Consider the following 16,229-nt stretch of genomic DNA (forward strand, 5'->3'; position numbering starts at 1 on the left):
TCAGGTCCACCTACCTCTGGAGCTCGAGGGTCGACTGGCCGACCCGGATCTGCGACCCGACCGTGACCGAGGTGGGCTCCTCGACACGTTGACGACCCAGGAACGTGCCGTTCGTCGAACCAAGATCCTCCACGAACCACTGCCCGTCCTGGGGGAAGACGCGCGCATGACGGGAGGAGGAGTAGTCGTCGTCGAGCACCAGGGTGCACGAGGGGGCGCGTCCGATGAGGATCGCCGAGCTGGTCAGCGGCAGGGTCGTGCCGCGCAGAGGGCCCGCGGTGACGACCAGGCGGCGCGGGTTGGAGTCCCGACGGGGGATCGGGGTCGAGGGTGCGGGCGAGGGGGCGCGCGCGGGCGCCGACGAGCGCGCTGGGACGTTCTCGGCCCGCCGCAGCCGACGGTTGACGATCTTCGTGCCGTACAGGTCGCGCCGCAGGACACCGACGGCCGCGAGCACGAAGAACCACAGCAACGCCAGGTAGCCCAGCCGCAGCAGGGTGATCGTCAGCTCACTCATGCCCTGCGGTCACCGGTCCTCGTCGTCGTCGACGCCGGTCCAGAACAGGATCCGGGTTCGGCCGATGGTGATCGTGTTGCCGTCCAGGAGGGTCGCGGCCGGGACCTGGTGCCCCTCGACGAAGGTCCCGTTGGTCGAGCCCAGGTCGCTGGCGATCACACCGTCGGGGGTCACCCGGATCTCGAGGTGGCGACGCGAGATGCCCGGGTCGTCGACGATGATGTCCGCCTCGCTGCCCCGACCGATCACCGTGACCGGCCCGGTCAGCAGGTACCGCTGCCCGTCGATGTCGACCAGGGGGTGGCGGGGGCTCGCGGCGGTCGACGTGGCCGGGGCCACCGCGCCACGGACGGTCGCGCTGCGCACCAGGAACCGGCCGGTCTCGAGCTCGGAGGTCTCCTCGAACTGCACCGTCACCGGGCCGACGAACGCGTAGCGCTGGTGGGTCGCGTGCTCGGTCACGTTGGCGGCGAGCTCGTCGGCGAGGGGCTCGGCGCCCCAGCTCTCGACCTGCGCGTGATCGGCCTCGGACAGCTCGATCACGAACTCGTTGGGCACCACGGTGCGCTCGCGGCCGACGACGGCGGCCCGGTCGTCGACCTCGCGTCGTAGTGCACTCGCGAGCTCGACGGGCTTGACCTCGCTGCGGAAAGCCTTCGCGAACGCGGTGCTCACGACGCGCTCGACGCCCTTCTCGAACCGGTCGAGAACTCCCATGCCACCTCCTCCCGTCGGTCGCGGCGGGACTGCCCGCTGACGGCATCGTTGCTGGTGGATCCCCTCCCGTCCCGACGCGCGGGTGGGATCGGCCCCCCGAGGTCCGGACTGATCGTATCCGCCACGGGGCGCCGCGGCGGTCCAGCACGGTCACCCGCGTGCGTCGGGATCTGGACGGGTGCGCTGGTGGGAGGCTGGGGAAGGCGCACCACCACCACCCTCGCGCTCGCCTCGCTGAGCGTCGCAGGGTGACCGCCGCGTCGTGCTAATCTTCTGCGGCGCGCGCGAGTGGCGGAATGGCAGACGCGCTGGCTTCAGGTGCCAGTGTCCGAAAGGGCGTGGGGGTTCAAGTCCCCCCTCGCGCACAGTGGCTTCTTGGGATGATCAAGGAGCCGTAGCTTGGACAACCCCCGGTCGGACCTCGGTCCGGCCGGGGGTTGTCTTGTCCGTGGGTGTACCCCGCCGGTGACGCCACCCCTCGCACCGGGGATGAGACCGATCGGACGCAGAACGGGCTGACGGCGGCGCTGCGCAGTGGCAGCATCGAGAGTGCCGCCTGAGGAGGGACGCGATGCAGACCCAGCCCGCGCACGACGCCGCGTCTGCCCGGTACGCCGCGCGTCTCGAGATCGACTACCCCGAACGCCTCGACCGGCTCACCACGTTCTTCCGGCTCCTGTGGGTCATCCCCATCGCGATCGTCCTGGGCCTGCTGACGTCCGGGGGAGACCAGGTGCAGTACACCGAGGCCGGCGAGCGCGTCCGGGACAGCGGCGGCGGCATCCTGACCGGGCTGGCGGTCGCGACAGCGCTCATGATCGTCTTCCGTGTGCGCTACCCGCGGTGGTGGTTCGACTTCGCGCGTGAGCTCACGCGCTTCGGCGCGCGCGTCGGCGCGTACGTCGCCCTCCTGACGGACCACTACCCGTCGACCGTCGAGGAGCAGTCCGTCCACCTGGACATCGACTACCCGGACGTGGAGAGGGACCTCAACCGCTGGTTGCCGCTCGTCAAGTGGATCCTGGCGATCCCGCACTACCTGGTGCTCGTCGTGCTCTGGCTCGCCGCGCTGGTCTCGGTCGTGATCGCCTGGTTCGCCATCCTGGTCACCGGCCGCTACCCGCGGGGCCTGTTCGACTTCCTCGTGGGTGTGGGTCGCTGGGGGCTGCGCGTCAACGCGTACGCGTTCCTGCTGGTCACCGACCGCTACCCGCCCTTCAGCCTCCGCCCGTAGGCGGGTCGGCCCGGTGAACCGACCACCGCACCGCTGGGCACGGTCGACGTCGGCCATGGCTGCGTCGACGTGCATGCCGCAGCCGGATCAGGTGGTCCTGCTGCAGCGGGAGCAACGGGCGGGACTGCACAGGAGTCTCCGTCTCCGTCGGCGCGGCCGCTGCTCGAGCCGCGGGAATGCGTCTGTCGAACCGGCTGTTGTAGGCTCGGTAGATACCCCTGGGGGTATATGTCGAAGGAGGGTCCATGACCGAGGTCTCGATCGATCAGCTGCGTGCCGCTCGTGCCGACGGCGCCGTCGTCGTCGACGTCCGGGAGCCGGGGGAGTACGTGCAGGGCCACGTGCCTGGTGCGCGACTGATCCCGCTCAGCCAGATCCCCGCGAGCGCGCACGAGCTGCCCTCGGTCGAACCCGTGTACGTGATCTGCGCGAGCGGAAACCGCAGCCTGCGCGCGAGCGAGCTCCTCGGACGGGCGGGGATCAACGCCCGCTCGGTCCGGGGCGGGACCCGTGGCTGGGTCGACGCCGGACAACCGGTCGTCACCGGCCCCCGTGCCGACCAGTCCTGAGCTGAACCGAACCAGACCCCGACACCCGATCCTGCCGCGACCCCGCACCGCGGCCCTCCGGAAGGACCACTGATGACCATCACGATCGTCTCCATCGAGACCCCTTCACTCGGCGACCGCAGCTACCTGGCTCACGACGGGAAGGTGGCCTTCGTCGTCGACCCCCAGCGGGACGTCGACCGCGTGCTCGACGCGGCCGCGCAGGCCGGGGTCCGGATCGCCCACGTCTTCGAGACCCACATCCACAACGACTACGTCACCGGGGGCTTCGCGCTCGCGCAGCAGACCGGGGCCGGGTACCACGTCAACGCCGACGACGACGTCTCCTTCGCGCGCAGCGGGATCCACGACGGTGACGTGGTCGACGTCAGCCCCACGATGCGGGTGCGGGCGATGCACACCCCGGGCCACACGTTCACGCACCTGTCCTACGTGCTCGAGGGTGAGGAGCCGGTGGTCTTCTCGGGCGGCTCCCTGCTCTTCGGGTCGACCGGTCGCCCGGACCTGCTCGGGGCGGTCCACACGCACGAGCTGGCTCGCCACCAGTACAGCTCGGCGCGCCGGCTCGCCACCGAGCTGAGCGACGAGACGAGGGTCATGCCGACGCACGGGTTCGGCAGCTTCTGTGCCGCGACGTCCACCGGCGAGGGCACCACCGCCTCGACCATCGGCCGTGAGCGCGCCACCAACCCGGTGATGAGCCAGGACGAGGAGGACTTCGTCGCGGACACGCTCGCGGGCCTCGACGCCTATCCGGCGTACTACGTGCACATGGGCCCGGCGAACTCGGGGGGACCCGACGCCGCCGACCTCTCCGAGCCCGAGCGGGCCGACAAGGAGCAGATCCGTCGTCGCCTCGAGGACGGGGAGTGGCTCGTCGACCTGCGCAACCGCACCGCCTTCGCCGCAGGCCACGTACCCGGCACCTTCAACTTCGGCCTCGACGGCCAGTTCGTCACCTACCTCGGGTGGCTCATCCCGTGGGGGACACCCGTGACCCTGCTGGGCCAGACCCCCGAGCAGGTGGCCGAGGCCCAGCGCGACCTGGCCCGCATCGGCATCGACCGGCCGGCCGCTGCCGCGACGGGAGGCCCGCAGGAGTGGACCGACCAGCCGCTCGGGACGCAGACCACGGCGACCTTCGCCGACCTCGCACAGGTGCGCCACCATCGGGCCGTGACGGTCCTGGACGTCCGGCGGGTGAGCGAGTGGCGCGAGAGCCACCTCGAGGGCGCCGTGCACATCCCGATCCACGAGATCGTCACGCGCATGGACGAGGTCCCCGAGAGCGAGGTGTGGGTCCACTGCGCGAGCGGCTACCGGGCGTCCATCGTCGCTTCGCTGGTGGCTGCGACCGGTCGCCGTGTGGTCGCGGTCGACGACAGCTTCGCCGACTCCGCCGCGCGGGCGGGCCTTCCTGTCGTGACGGACCAGGAACCCGCCTCCGCGTGAACCCGGCGGAGATCGCCCTGGCCGTCCCGCTGGGGATCGTGATCGGCATCACCGTCGGCGCCCTCGGCGGTGGCGGGTCGATCCTCACCGTCCCCACGCTGGTCTACCTGCTGGGGCAGAACCCCCGGGTCGCCACGACGGCGTCGCTCGTCATCGTGGGTGTCACCACGCTGATCGGGATGGTGCCGCACCTGCGGGCCGGCCGGGTACGGCTAGGGCAGGGGGTCGTGTTCGGCGTCCTCGGGGTCGGTGGCGCCTACCTCGGGTCCCTGCTCTCGGCGACGGTCGACCCGGACGTCCTGCTCGTGGCGTTCGCCGGTCTCATGTTCGTCGTGGCAGGGGTGATGACCCATCGCCGGCGGTCCGCCGCCCGTGCGCTCGCGGCCGGGCGCGAGCAGCCGGTGGAGCGGACCGAACCGATGCTCAGCCTCCGTCCGTTCCGGTTCGACCGGGGCGGGGTCGGCCTCCTCGTCCTCGCCGCGACCGGCGTGGGTGTGCTCACCGGGTTCTTCGGGGTGGGCGGCGGCTTCGCCGCGGTCCCGGCGCTGGTGCTCGTGCTGCGGCTGCCGATGCGCGTCGCGGTCGGGACGTCCCTGGTGGTCATCGCGATCAACAGCGCGAGCGCCCTGGTCTTCCGGATGAGCCAGGACGTCGTGCTGGACTGGGCGCTGGTCGGCGTCTTCACCGCCGCTGCCGTCGCCGGCAGCTTCGTCGGAGCTCGCATCACCTCCCGCGTGAGCCCCGCGCGTCTCAACCTCGCGTTCACCGTCCTTCTCGTGGTGGTCGCCCTCTACACCGCCGTGAGCAGCGTCTCCCAGCTCGTGTGAGCGCAGAGGCGGTCGCTCGTCAGCGGGCGAGCCGGGACGTTCAGCCGGTCCGTGCCGCCTCGGCCGCGAGTGCCGACCGTCGGTCGAGCTCGGTGCTCACGGCCCCCACCAGCACGCCACCGAGTCCGGCGACGATCCCGATCCGGGTGTGGGCGGCGCGTACGCCGCGATCCCGCCGGCGTTCGCCGAGCCCGTAGATCGCCCGCTCGATCGCGATGGTCCCGGCGACCGATCCGACGACGAAGGCCGCGACCCCGGAGGCGAGGGCGACGCTGCGGCCAGGTGATCCGGCGCTGTCGATCGCGAGGTCGAGCTCCGCGGCGTCCAGCACCGGCGGGGTGCTGGTGAGGTCGGCGACGGCCCGGAGGGTGTCGGAACCCCCGGGGGTGGCGGCACGGTCGTGCGGCTCCTCGTCGGAGGTCGAGGGGCGGGTCGCGGCGGCGTAGGCGCCGTAGCCCACGACCATCGCGGACTTGAGCACCCCGCGCAGCCCGCGCGACCGGACGACGTCGGGCATCGCGTACCAGAGCAGGCTGAAGCTGCCCAGGAGGACGCCTTCGACGGCCACGGTCCGCTTGGTGGGGGTGAAGCCCATCAGTCCTCCTCGGGTCGGTTGCCTTCCCTGCGGGAACGGCCAGGGCGGGGCAGGAGTTCCTGGGCGCCCGGGGTGCCCACCGCGCGCAGCCGTGATGGGGTGGGCGGATGGCTCACATCGCCGTCGTCGGAGCGGGCATCGTCGGCCTCGCCACGGCGTTCGCGCTGCGGCGGCATGGCACCCAGGTCACGGTCCTGGAGCAGGGGCCGCCCGGGGGCGGGCAGTCGGCGGGGCAGTCGCGCATCTTCCGGCACGCGCACGCCGACCCGCGGCTCGTCGAGCAGGTGGTGCGGAGCCGGGAGCTGTGGCGCGAGTGGGAGGACGAGCTCGGGGTCGAGCTCGTGGCGCGTGATGGTGCGGTGGCCATCGGGGACGGCGTGCCGGCGAAGGCCAAGGCCCTCGAACGGTTCCCCGACGCTCCCGTGAGGCTCCTCGAACCCGCGGAGCTGAGCGAGCGGATGCCCGTCCTGGCCGGGTACGACGGGCCCGCGATGCTGGACGTCCGCGGTGGGGCGATCCGGACGACCGCTGCCGTCGGTGCGCTGAGCGAACGCCTCACCAGCTCGCTGACCACCGACCACGTGCTGTCCGTCCGACGGCGCGACGACGGCGCGGTGGAGGTGCGCACCGGCACGGGCTCGCGGGTCTACGACCACGTGGTGCTGTGCGCCGGGCGCGGCACGGCCGGGCTGGTGCGGGCCGCGGGCCTGGACGTGCCCGTCCAGCTCAGGGCCCACGTCCGCCTGGGGTTCGAGGTGGCCGACCCGCGCGGCCCCCTGCCGACCTTCCAGGACGGCAGCGGCGCGTTCGGGGAGACCGGCGTGTACGCCTCTCCGTACCCCGACCCGCGCTGCTACGCCGTCGGGCTCAGCGACTCGACCCCCGCGCACGCCGACGGCGGTGTCGTCGACCCGGGCGCGATCGCGGACCTCGCGGACCGCACCGTGGCCTACGTCCTCCGGGCCCTGCCTGGTCTGCGCCCCGAGCCGGTCGACCACGTGCACTGCTGGGTGACACGCCTGCCCTGGGGGGAGGACGGCGTCGGCATCTGGTCCGCCGACGGTGTGACGGCCGTGTCGGGGCACAACCTGTTCAAGCAGGCACCCGTGCTCGGCGAGGCGCTCGCCGCGACGGCGGTCACCGGGCAGGTCCCCGCGGGGTGGGACCACGCCGCACGCCTGGGACGCGAGGGGTGAGCGGGACGGGCGTGCGCAGGACGGGCCGCGCAGGACGGGCCGGTGATCACGCGCCCGACGGGTCCAGCTGGCTGTTGAGCGCGTTGTAGTCGGCGATGAGCGCCTCGATGCGGGTGCGTTCGGCCGCGACGGCCGCCTCCTCCGCGGTGAGGTTCGCGTGCCGGGCGGCCAGGGCGGCGTCGTCGCGGGCGAGCAGGTCGGCGGCCGTCGCGAGGGTCTGGTCCGCGGGTGCCATCGGCAGCTCGGTGCCGTCCCACCACGTCCAGCCGAGTTGGAGCCGTTCCCGCTCCTCGTCGGGCATCGCGGCGACCTCGGCGGCCTTCTGCTGGTAGGTCTGCCGGTAGTTCTCGACCGAGGCGGTGTCGCCCTGATGCTGCGCCCGCTGCTGCGCGACGATGCGCTGCTGCTCGGCGAACGCCTCCTGCGTGGCCGCGATGTCGGTGGTGATCCCCTCGAGCAGGGCACGCCACCCCGTGTGCACACCGACCAGCGCGGCACGATCAGCCACGGACCTCGCGTAGACGGACTCGAGCCGCGGGGCCAGCCCACCCTCACGCCACACCTGGGTGCCGATGTACGCGAACAGCTCCGTGGACCGGCTCTCGGGGCTGTCGCCGATCGACCCGGCGATCTGCTCGTGGATGCGGCTGTCCGCGGGTTGTGCGGCGATCTCGGCCTCCAGCAGGACGGTCATCTCCTCCTGCTCCGGGGCGTCGAGCTCCTCCCACGCCGCGTGCAGGGTCTCGTGGGCGACGGTCTCGACCACGAACCCGCGTAACCGCGGGTCGGCCGGGGCGTACACGACCATGGTGTTGGTCCCGGCGTTGAAGCAGCCCACGGCGGCGGTCGGCAGCATGCGCGGGGTCGTGTGGCGCTCGCAGCGCCCGGCGAACTCCTGCGCACCGAGGATCTCCGGGTTCGTCCCGTAGAGCAGCGCCCGGCCGTCCTCGGACAGGAACGCCTCGTCGGCCAGGGCCACCACCGCGTCCGAGGGAGGGTCCGGCTCGGGGATCGGCGACGGTTCAGGTGCCGCGGGCTCGACGACCGGCGGAGGGGGTTCGACGGCCTCGACATCCGGTCCGGCGAAGGGACCGGTGCTCCACCACGCGGCGCCCGCCAGGACGACCAGGAGGATCACCCCGGCGATCACCGCGGCACGCCGCCGGGAGGGACGCGCGGCGCCGGCCGGAGGAAGAGTCATGACAGGTGCATCGGCAGGCTCGGAGGGACGGTCAAGGGCCGAAGGTGAAGGCACTCTCCATCCCCGTCAGGGCGAGCAGCTCGCGCATCGACCGCGGGACCGCCAGGAGGCGTGGCGGCTCGGGTGCGACGTTCGCCAACCACAGCAGTGCGCCGAGCCCGCTCGAGTCGATGAACCTCACCCCGGAGCAGTCGACGTCCACCGGCAGGCCTCGCCGTGCGGCGGCCTCCAGGGCGCCCGACTCGTCGGCCACGACGGCGGCGTCGATCTCACCGGTGAGATGCACCGTCGTGCTGCGGTCGGCGGGGGTCAGGGTGATCGCGCCTCCCGGCGGCGGCGTGTCGTCCTCGGCCGGTGGTGGGGGCGCGGGCACCGGCGCGCTCATGCCGGCGTCGGACGGGAGCGGCTCCATCGCGGGCCCCTTCGCTCGCACGGGTGCAGTGCGACGAGCGTAGAGGTGGAGGTGGAGGGATGCCAGGGTGGCGGGAAGGGTCGCCGACGGGCCGATCGGCCAAGGGGGCTCGACCACGACGCATCCTCTTGATGGGATGGCAGGGTGCCGAACCAGGGACCGCAGCCACCGTCCGACGCCGACATCCGCGCGGCCTTCGAGACCATGACCGCGGGTGGTGACCTCGACACGCTGCGCGCGCTGGCAGCCGCCGCGTTCGGGGGCGATCGCGCAGAGGCCCCCGACCGCCGACGCCCACCCCGGCACGACGTCGCGACCTACCGCGTGCGGGTGGACCTGGACGACCCCCACCGGCCGATCTGGCGGCAGATCGAGGTGCGCAGCGACCTCACGCTCGACCGCCTGCACGACGTGCTCCAGGCGGCGATGGGGTGGACCGACAGTCACCTGCACGAGTTCGCCGTCGGCGGGTCGCGCCAGGATCTCTCGCTGCAACGGTTCGTCACCGCGCTCGACATCGAGGAGGGCGAGCACGGTGTGCCTGAGGTCGAGGTCCGGCTCGACGAGGTGCTCCAGGACCCCGGTGACGAGGTCCTCTACACCTACGACTTCGGCGACGGCTGGGATCACACCCTGCGGCTCGAGACTGTCGAGCCCTGGGACGACACCTCCGAGGCCCGGTGCACCGACGGAGCAGGCGGGTGCCCGCCCGAGGACTGCGGCGGCACCCTGGGGTACGAGGAGCTGCTCGACCTCGCGCGGCGGCACGCCACCGACGAGGCGCTGACCGAGGACGAGCGGGAGCGCCTGGGCTGGACGGGGCTGAGCGGGTCCGCGCTGCTCGCCGCCGCCGACCACTTCGACCCGGCCGAGGTCGTCATGCCCGGGCCCCGCGCCGAGGTCAGCGCGCTCCCCCCGCTGCTCGCCGACCTCGCGACCCGTTGCCGGGTGCCCGCGCGGAACCTGCTGCTCGAGGTCGCCGCCGCAGCGGACCTGGACGCCCCGCTGCTCCTGGACACCGACGCCGTCGCCCGGCAGGTCGCACCCTTCCGATGGTTCGTGCAGCATGTGGGGTCCGGCGGCGTCCGGCTCACCGCAGCCGGCTACCTGCCACCGTCCGACGTCGAGGCAGCCGTCGCGGCGCTGGGTCTCGCCGACGAGTGGGTCGGGACCCTCAACCGTGAGTGCCACACCCTGCCGGTGCTCCTGGCACGGCAGTCGGCGCAGCGGCTCGGCCTGCTCCGCATCGCCAGAGGGCGCCTGGTCGCGACCCGTGCGGGGCTCGCTCTCGTGGACGACCCGGTCGCGATGTGGCGGCACATCACTGCCCGGCTCCCGCTCGAGCGGGACGGGTTCGCGCGGGACGCGGCACTGGTGCTGATCCTGAGCCTCGCCGTCGGCGACGGTGCGGCGGGCGTCGCGCGCGAGCTCATGACCGGGCTCGGGTGGGTTCGACGGGACGGGCGCCCGCTCGAGCCTCGCGACCTGCGCGGGTACGCCGAGTCGACGCACGACGTCCTGGTCCGCATGGGCGTGGTCGCACGCACGGGCCGGCGGGGTGCGAGGGAGCCCGGTGCGGCCGCGCTGATCGCCCGGGCGGTGCTGCAGCGCCGCGAGTAGGGGTGGGGCCAGCCCCACCATCGGTCCACCGGCAGGCATGATCGTCCGTGGGTCACCCCGCCGCCAGGATCGGACACATGGACTCCACGACGTACACCAGCGAGGGAACCCCGGCCTCCGCGGAACCGACCCCCACGCCCCTGGGCGGCCCGGAGGCCGACGATGCCGCCCGGGGCCTGCTCGTGCGCCTCGGTCGCGACACGGCCTACGTGATCGGTGGGCTGCCGATCGCCGTCCTGTCCTTCTCGGTGCTGGTGACCGGCCTCGCGCTGGCAGCAGGCTTGCTCGTCACGGTGGTCGGCATCCCGGTCGCTGCCGGGACGCTCGCCCTCGCCGTCGGGTTCGGGAGGCTCGAACGCCTCCGGCTCGCCGCCCGCGGGACACCGCTCGGACCGGTGCACTACGCGCCACGGCGAGGATCGGGCCTTCGCCGGATGCTCAACCAGCTCACCGACCCTCGCCGTTGGGCTGCGGTGCTGCACGGGATCGGGGCCCTGGTGCTCTCGGTGGCGACCTTCAGCGTGGTGGTGACCTGGTGGGCCGGCGCGCTGGGCGGGCTGACGTACTGGTTCTGGGAGCGGTGGCTGGGCAACCCCGAGTCCAACACCACCCTCGTCGAGCTGCTCGACCTGCCGATCACCGAGGCCCAGCTCAACCTGCTGCTCGGGCTGCTCTTCGCGCTCACCCTCGTCCCGGTGACCCGGGTCTGCGCTCAGGCGCACGTCGGCTGGGCCCGGCTGCTCCTGACCGGCTCGTCGAGAGCAGCGCTCGCGGCCCAGGTCGACGACCTGACGACCCGGCGCACCGTCGCGGCCGCAGCGGAGTCGCACTCGCTACGACGGCTCGAGCGCGACATCCACGACGGCCCGCAGCAGCGCCTGGTCCGGCTCGGGATGGACCTGTCGGCGGCCGAGCGACGGCTGACCGACGACCCGGAGCAGGCCCGGACGATGATCGCCGAGGCCCGTGCCCAAGCCTCCGAGGCCCTCGCCGAGCTGCGCAGCCTCTCGCGGGGCATCGCCCCGCCGATCCTGACCGACCGGGGTCTTGCGGCGGCCCTGACCGCCGTGGTCGCGCGCTCGGCGGTGCCGACCACGGTCCAGGTGGACCTGCCGCCAGGGACGCGGCCGGCCCCGGCGACCGAGAGCGCGGCGTACTACGTGGCCACCGAGGCGCTCACCAACATCGCCAAGCACGCCGGGGCGACCAGCGCCGCGGTGACCGTGAGCGTGGTGGGAGCTCCCCAGGCCGCCGGCCCGGGTGACGAGGGCACCGACCGGGTCCAGGTCGTGGTCGAGGACGACGGCTGCGGCGGAGCGATGCTGAGCAAGGGGCACGGGCTGTCCGGGCTGGCCGACCGCGTCGAGGGACTCGGTGGACGGTTCTCGGTGCACAGCCCGCAGGGCGGACCGACCCGGGTCGTCGCCCTGCTGCCGTGGTCCTGACCGGCCGACGCCCGACGTGCTCCAGACTGGCGCCATGCGCATCGTGCTGGCCGAGGACTCGGTGCTCCTGCGTGAGGGCCTGATCCGGCTGCTGCAGGAGGCCGGTCACACGGTGGTCGCCGCCGTCGGTCACGCCGACGAGGTGCTGCCGGCCGTCCTGGCCCACCGCCCCGACCTCGCGGTGGTCGACGTGCGGATGCCACCGACCTTCACCGACGACGGGCTGCGGGCCGCGGTGTCGATCCGCCGCGAGGTCCCCGGGACCGGGGTGCTGGTGCTGTCCCAGTACGTCGAGGAGTCCTACGCGCGCGACCTGCTCGCCACACCTGCGCACGGGACGGGCACGAGCCGTCCGGGCGGGGTCGGGTACCTGCTCAAGGACAGGGTCCAGGACCTGGACGCCCTGTCCGACGCGGTCGAGCGGGTCGCCGCCGGTGGCTCGGTGCTCGACCCCGACGTCGTCGCGCAGCTGCTGGTGGCCCGGCAGGTCGCCGACCCGCTGGCGGTGCTCACCCCGCGCGAGCGGGAGGTCCTCGGGCTCATGGCGGAGGGCCGGTCGAACACCGCGATCGCGCAGCGGATGGTGGTGACCGAGGGGGCGGTCGAGAAGCACATCAGCAACCTGTTCATGAAGCTCGACCTGCCGTCCTCGTCCGCGGACCACCGACGGGTGCTCGCGGTGCTGACCTGGCTCCAGGGCGCCACCGGGTGATGCTTGACGCGGCGCGCGACGTCAGAATCGATGTCACGGTGGTTGACGTCAGAATCGACGTCACGTAGAATGACTCCGATTCTGACGTCACCTGGAGGTCACATGCCGTCCGTCCGCGGAGACGTCCCGACCCCTGAGGCTCTGGGGCGGATGCTCCAGCAGGGCCGTCTTGTGCGGGGCATGAGCCAACGCGACCTCGCTCAGGAGCTGGGCATCGGGCAGAAGTGGGTCTGGGAGATGGAAAGCGGCAAGCCCGGCATCCTCACCGACCGGCTCTTCAGGATGCTGCGGGCCACCGGGGTCCGGCTGTACGCCGAGATCGACGTGCCCGAGGACGATCATGGGTGACCTCCGCGTCGAGCTGTACGGCACGCTCATGGGCCACCTCGTGGGACGAGACCGGCGGACCGTCGACTTCCGGTCGGCACCCGAGGGCGTGCATCGCTACGGTCTGGGCTCCACGATGCTCTCGGAGTCCATCCCCCTCGAGCTCGTCCCGAGCCGCAGCCGCGCTGATCGTCGTCGCAGCTGGTTCGCCGAGCTCCTGCCTGAGGGCCGCGTCCTGGCACGCCTCGCCCAGGCTGCCGACCTCTCCGAGAACGACGTCCCCGGGCTGCTCCGGGCCTACGGGCGCGACGTGGCCGGCGCAGTCCAGATCCACGACCCGGACCAGCCCGGGGAACCCCGCACCCCTCACACCACCCGGCTCGACGACCAGGGCGTCGCCGACCTGCTGCGAGGCGTCGTCGCGCAACCGCTCGGGAACGCACCCGTGACGGGCAAGTCCTCGCTCGCCGGTGTCCAGGAGAAGATCGTCCTCGCCCGGCTCGGGGACCGGTGGCACCAGGTCCACGACGGGTATCCGTCCACCCACATCCTCAAGCCGTCGGTCGCCGACCACCCCACGCTGATCTTCGACGAGGAGTACGGGACGCGGATCGCCCATCGACTCGGGCTCGCCACCACGACCACCGAGATCGGGGAGTTCGACGGCACCACCGCCCTCGTCGCTGAGCGCTATGACCGCACCGGCAACGGCGGGCGCATCCACCAGGAGGACTTCAACCAGGTCCTCGGCGCACGCGGTGACCAGAAGTACCAGGTGATCGGGGGCAAGGTCAGCCTGCAGCGCATCGCCCGGGTGTTCGCGACCCGCGGCGACGACGCCTCCCTGCGCACCCTCCTGGACCTCGTCGCCCTCACGGTCGCCGTCGGCAATCTCGACCTGCACGCGAAGAACATCTCCCTGCTGCACCCCCAGGACGCGCCTTCACGGATCGCCCCGGCCTACGACGTCGTGCCCCTGCGCCACCAGCCCACCGACGGTGACCTGGCGCTCGCGGTCAACGGCGTCTACCGGCACGCGTCGATCACCCTGGACGACATCGTGGCCGAGGCGGGTGCCTGGGGAGTGAGTGATGCGCGGGCACACGTGGCGACGACGCTGGGCCGGATCGCGGAGGTCGTCGAGGCGGAGCAGCCCGATCCCCGGGCGCACGACGGGCTACGCGCCGAGATCGCGGGGTTCGTCGCGAACCTCCTGGCAGGCGGACCTGTGGGTTGAGCAGGCCCGACCCTCTACCGTTGCCCCGTGGACCGCTCACTGACGACCGCTGGGGCTGACGTCGGGCCCCGGTCCCCGAGCGAGCCGTCGGGCCTGGTCGTCGCCGCGCCTGATCCTGACGAGCCGGGCTGGCGGCGAGCGCAGGTCGGCCCGGAGCAGGTGCGCACCGACGCGGCCGTCGCCGGTGCGCTGCTCGTCGGTGCGCTGCTGAGCATGGTCCTGCAGCGCACCACCGGGTTCTACACCGACCCCGCGGCGGGATGGGTCGCGCTCCTGTGCCTGGCGGCGGCGACGCTCCCGCTGGCCCTGCGCCGTCGTCACCCGAGCGTGGTGGCAGCGGTGATCATGGTCGCGTTCATCGTCGCGGTCGAGCTGTCCGTGCCCGAGACCCTCTTCATCAACATCACGCTGTTCATGGCCCTGTACACCGTGGGCGCGTGGGAACCCGACCGGCGACGGGCCACCTGGGTGCGCCTGGCCATCGTGGTGATCATGTTCACCTGGTTGATCATCCAGATCTTCCGGACGGTCACCGACCCGGAGTCCATCCCCGAGCTGTCACGTGCCGGGGCGTTCTCCCCGCTGGTCGCGTACCTGCTGACCCAGCTGCTGACGAACGTCCTCTACTTCGCCGGCGCCTACTGGTTCGGCGACCACGCGTGGACCTCGGCCCGGGAGCGGGCCCGGACGGCGTACCGCGGTCGCCTGCTCCAGATCGAGAGGCAGGTGGTCGAGCGGCAGGCCGTGACCCTCGAGCGGCTGCGCCTGGCTCGCGAGCTGCACGACGCCGTCGCGCACCACGTGTCGATGATGGGGATCCAGGCGGCCGCGGCCCGCACGCTGCTCGGCACCGACGCGGAGCGCGCCGGACGAGCGCTCGCCCAGGTCGAGGACTCCGCCCGCCAGGCCATCGACGAGCTCCAGGGGGTGCTCGGCATGCTGCGCGACTCCGCCGGCGACTCCGCCGGCGACCGGGCCGGTCCTCTCGCCGGGCCCGACGACGCCCTGACGACCCGGGCCGGGCAGCGCGGGCCCGACGGTGTCGGCTCGTTGAGCGTCGAGCGCATCCCCGAGCTGGTCGAACGGTCGAGCGAGGCCGACCTGCCCGCGACCTTCCAGGTGATCGGCGACCCTGTGCCGCTGCCGCCACTGGTCTCGCTCAACCTGTACCGGATCGCCCAGGAGGCGCTGACCAACACCCGCAAGCACGGCGGCGCCCGCGCGAGGGCCGACGTTCGGCTGCGGTACCTGCCCGGCGCGGTCGAGCTCGAGGTGGCCGACGACGGCGCCGGAGGACGGCGGCCCGGTGGCCACTCCTCGGGTCTGGGGCTGGTCGGGATGCGTGAACGGGTCGGCGCCGACGGTGGGACCCTCGAGGCAGGCCCGCGACGACGCGGCGGGTTCCTCGTCCGAGCCCAGGTACCGCTGAGGAGCGACCGTGACGACTGACGACCAGACCAACCCCGGACCCTTCCGGGTGCTGCTCGTGGACGACCAGGAGCTGGTGCGGGCCGGGATCGGGACGATCCTCGAGGCCCAGCCCGACCTCACGGTGGTGGGCGAGGCGCGCACCGGTCGGCAGGCCATCAGCCAGGCCAGGGCGTTGCAGCCCGACGTCATCTGCATGGACGTGCAGATGCCCGACATGGACGGTCTCGAGGCGACCCGCCTGATCGTCGCCGACCCCGAGATCCGCGCCGGGGTGCTCATCCTGACGACCTTCCACCGCGAGGACTACCTGGTCGAGGCGCTCGACGCGGGTGCCTCGGGCTTCCTGCTGAAGAACTCCCGGCCCGAGCAGCTCGTCGAGGGCGTGCGCTCGGTGGCCGCCGGAGATGCTCTGCTCGCCCCCGAGGTGACGCGCGCGGTGATCGCACGTGCGGTGGCCGGCCGCCGCGCCGAGGCCGCGATCGACGACGCCCCGCAGGGCAGGCTCGCGGGGCTGACCGAGCGTGAGCACGAGGTGCTGCTGCTCGTGGCCCGGGGACTGGCCAACGACGAGATCGCGGCCGAGCTCTACCTGGGCCGGGCGACCGTCAAGACCCACGTGTCCAACATCCTGACGAAGCTCGGGCTGCGGGACCGCGTGCAGGCCGTCGTCTTCGCCTACGAGCAGGGCCTGGTCCGCCACTAGCGTCTCCCGGCCGGGGGCCTCCTCAGCCTTGCGG

General features: G+C 72.8%; 17 protein-coding genes and 1 tRNA gene. 13 read left to right on the forward strand and 5 right to left on the reverse strand.

The features are described from left to right. Positions 1 to 10 precede the first annotated feature (10 nt). Both M1R94_RS07210 and M1R94_RS07215 read right to left on the reverse strand, forming a co-directional pair. Positions 11 to 517 (reverse strand): FHA domain-containing protein FhaB/FipA, encoded by a 507-nt coding sequence (locus M1R94_RS07210; RefSeq protein ID WP_249380999.1) that lies wholly within the window; start codon positions 515 to 517, stop codon positions 11 to 13. 9 nt (positions 518 to 526) lie between these two features. Next, positions 527 to 1,234 (reverse strand): FhaA domain-containing protein, encoded by a 708-nt coding sequence (locus M1R94_RS07215; protein ID WP_249381000.1) that lies wholly within the window; start codon positions 1,232 to 1,234, stop codon positions 527 to 529. A 282-nt stretch (positions 1,235 to 1,516) separates the two neighbouring features. On the opposite strand from M1R94_RS07215, the gene M1R94_RS07220 reads away from it, so the two are divergent. The 5 genes from M1R94_RS07220 to M1R94_RS07240 all read left to right on the forward strand — a co-directional run bounded on the left by M1R94_RS07220 (position 1,517) and on the right by M1R94_RS07240 (position 5,316). Continuing rightward, positions 1,517 to 1,599: transfer RNA gene (locus M1R94_RS07220), tRNA-Leu, on the forward strand. Positions 1,600 to 1,805: 206 nt separating this feature from the next. Next, positions 1,806 to 2,468, forward strand: coding sequence for a DUF4389 domain-containing protein (locus M1R94_RS07225; RefSeq protein WP_249381001.1), 663 nt, complete (start codon positions 1,806 to 1,808; stop codon positions 2,466 to 2,468). A 245-nt stretch (positions 2,469 to 2,713) separates the two neighbouring features. Next, positions 2,714 to 3,037: a rhodanese-like domain-containing protein gene (locus tag M1R94_RS07230; protein WP_249381002.1), complete on the forward strand. Its 324-nt coding sequence runs from the start codon at positions 2,714 to 2,716 to the stop codon at positions 3,035 to 3,037. A 72-nt stretch (positions 3,038 to 3,109) separates the two neighbouring features. After that, positions 3,110 to 4,489 carry an MBL fold metallo-hydrolase gene (locus M1R94_RS07235; protein ID WP_249381003.1) on the forward strand — a complete coding sequence of 460 codons (1,380 nt, stop codon included), beginning with the start codon at positions 3,110 to 3,112 and terminating at the stop codon, positions 4,487 to 4,489. Then, positions 4,486 to 5,316, forward strand: a complete 831-nt coding sequence (locus M1R94_RS07240; RefSeq protein WP_249381004.1) for a sulfite exporter TauE/SafE family protein — start codon at positions 4,486 to 4,488, stop codon at positions 5,314 to 5,316. The genes M1R94_RS07235 and M1R94_RS07240 overlap by 4 nt, the downstream gene beginning before the upstream one ends. 40 nt (positions 5,317 to 5,356) lie before the next feature. Here M1R94_RS07240 and M1R94_RS07245 read toward each other — a convergent pair whose 3' ends face one another. Then, on the reverse strand, positions 5,357 to 5,911 hold the full coding sequence (locus M1R94_RS07245; protein ID WP_249381005.1) for a hypothetical protein: 555 nt from the start codon (positions 5,909 to 5,911) through the stop codon (positions 5,357 to 5,359). A 107-nt stretch (positions 5,912 to 6,018) separates the two neighbouring features. Between M1R94_RS07245 and M1R94_RS07250 the strand changes: the two genes are divergently transcribed. Further along, complete coding sequence (locus M1R94_RS07250) at positions 6,019 to 7,107, forward strand: NAD(P)/FAD-dependent oxidoreductase (RefSeq protein WP_249381006.1); 1,089 nt, start codon at positions 6,019 to 6,021, stop codon at positions 7,105 to 7,107. A 46-nt stretch (positions 7,108 to 7,153) separates the two neighbouring features. Here the strand turns inward: M1R94_RS07250 and M1R94_RS07255 are convergent, their stop codons facing one another. Together M1R94_RS07255 and M1R94_RS07260 are read right to left on the reverse strand one after the other, a co-directional pair. After that, the gene (locus M1R94_RS07255; RefSeq protein WP_249381007.1) at positions 7,154 to 8,308 is read right to left on the reverse strand and encodes a hypothetical protein; all 1,155 of its coding nucleotides are present in this window, start codon (positions 8,306 to 8,308) and stop codon (positions 7,154 to 7,156) included. Positions 8,309 to 8,339: 31 nt separating this feature from the next. Further along, positions 8,340 to 8,720: an STAS domain-containing protein gene (locus tag M1R94_RS07260; RefSeq protein WP_249381008.1), complete on the reverse strand. Its 381-nt coding sequence runs from the start codon at positions 8,718 to 8,720 to the stop codon at positions 8,340 to 8,342. Positions 8,721 to 8,864: 144 nt separating this feature from the next. Between M1R94_RS07260 and M1R94_RS07265 the strand changes: the two genes are divergently transcribed. From M1R94_RS07265 to M1R94_RS07295, 7 genes are all read left to right on the forward strand, one after another. Further along, positions 8,865 to 10,340: a plasmid pRiA4b ORF-3 family protein gene (locus tag M1R94_RS07265; RefSeq protein WP_249381009.1), complete on the forward strand. Its 1,476-nt coding sequence runs from the start codon at positions 8,865 to 8,867 to the stop codon at positions 10,338 to 10,340. A 77-nt stretch (positions 10,341 to 10,417) separates the two neighbouring features. Further along, the gene (locus M1R94_RS07270; RefSeq protein ID WP_249381010.1) at positions 10,418 to 11,785 is read left to right on the forward strand and encodes a sensor histidine kinase; all 1,368 of its coding nucleotides are present in this window, start codon (positions 10,418 to 10,420) and stop codon (positions 11,783 to 11,785) included. Between the two features lie 34 nt (positions 11,786 to 11,819). Further along, positions 11,820 to 12,497, forward strand: a complete 678-nt coding sequence (locus M1R94_RS07275; RefSeq protein ID WP_249381011.1) for a LuxR C-terminal-related transcriptional regulator — start codon at positions 11,820 to 11,822, stop codon at positions 12,495 to 12,497. A gap of 102 nt (positions 12,498 to 12,599) precedes the next feature. Next, positions 12,600 to 12,845 (forward strand): helix-turn-helix domain-containing protein, encoded by a 246-nt coding sequence (locus M1R94_RS07280; RefSeq protein WP_249381012.1) that lies wholly within the window; start codon positions 12,600 to 12,602, stop codon positions 12,843 to 12,845. Further along, positions 12,838 to 14,061 (forward strand): HipA domain-containing protein, encoded by a 1,224-nt coding sequence (locus M1R94_RS07285; protein ID WP_249381013.1) that lies wholly within the window; start codon positions 12,838 to 12,840, stop codon positions 14,059 to 14,061. The genes M1R94_RS07280 and M1R94_RS07285 overlap by 8 nt, the downstream gene beginning before the upstream one ends. A gap of 27 nt (positions 14,062 to 14,088) precedes the next feature. Then, a complete protein-coding gene (locus M1R94_RS07290; RefSeq protein ID WP_308199883.1) occupies positions 14,089 to 15,510 on the forward strand; it encodes a sensor histidine kinase in 1,422 nt (473 codons plus the stop codon). Then, entirely contained in the window at positions 15,500 to 16,195 is a 696-nt protein-coding gene (locus M1R94_RS07295) for a response regulator (RefSeq protein WP_249381014.1), read from the forward strand. The genes M1R94_RS07290 and M1R94_RS07295 overlap by 11 nt, the downstream gene beginning before the upstream one ends. Positions 16,196 to 16,229 lie beyond the last annotated feature (34 nt).

Source organism: Actinotalea alkalitolerans (genome assembly GCF_023369855.1).
In the GTDB taxonomy this organism is placed as follows: domain Bacteria; phylum Actinomycetota; class Actinomycetes; order Actinomycetales; family Cellulomonadaceae; genus Actinotalea.

Bases quoted from the DNA above. Each gene is read 5' to 3' on its own strand.
- M1R94_RS07260 (WP_249381008.1), bottom strand. From the start codon at position 8,720: ATGGAGCCGCTCCCGTCCGACGCCGGCATGAGCGCGCCGGTGCCCGCG.
- M1R94_RS07245 (WP_249381005.1), bottom strand. From the start codon at position 5,911: ATGGGCTTCACCCCCACCAAGCGGACCGTGGCCGTCGAAGGCGTCCTC.
- M1R94_RS07230 (WP_249381002.1), top strand. From the start codon at position 2,714: ATGACCGAGGTCTCGATCGATCAGCTGCGTGCCGCTCGTGCCGACGGC.
- M1R94_RS07215 (WP_249381000.1), bottom strand. From the start codon at position 1,234: ATGGGAGTTCTCGACCGGTTCGAGAAGGGCGTCGAGCGCGTCGTGAGC.
- M1R94_RS07250 (WP_249381006.1), top strand. From the start codon at position 6,019: ATGGCTCACATCGCCGTCGTCGGAGCGGGCATCGTCGGCCTCGCCACG.
- M1R94_RS07280 (WP_249381012.1), top strand. From the start codon at position 12,600: ATGCCGTCCGTCCGCGGAGACGTCCCGACCCCTGAGGCTCTGGGGCGG.
- M1R94_RS07270 (WP_249381010.1), top strand. From the start codon at position 10,418: ATGGACTCCACGACGTACACCAGCGAGGGAACCCCGGCCTCCGCGGAA.
- M1R94_RS07225 (WP_249381001.1), top strand. From the start codon at position 1,806: ATGCAGACCCAGCCCGCGCACGACGCCGCGTCTGCCCGGTACGCCGCG.
- M1R94_RS07275 (WP_249381011.1), top strand. From the start codon at position 11,820: ATGCGCATCGTGCTGGCCGAGGACTCGGTGCTCCTGCGTGAGGGCCTG.
- M1R94_RS07210 (WP_249380999.1), bottom strand. From the start codon at position 517: ATGAGTGAGCTGACGATCACCCTGCTGCGGCTGGGCTACCTGGCGTTG.
- M1R94_RS07235 (WP_249381003.1), top strand. From the start codon at position 3,110: ATGACCATCACGATCGTCTCCATCGAGACCCCTTCACTCGGCGACCGC.
- M1R94_RS07285 (WP_249381013.1), top strand. From the start codon at position 12,838: ATGGGTGACCTCCGCGTCGAGCTGTACGGCACGCTCATGGGCCACCTC.
- M1R94_RS07255 (WP_249381007.1), bottom strand. From the start codon at position 8,308: ATGACTCTTCCTCCGGCCGGCGCCGCGCGTCCCTCCCGGCGGCGTGCC.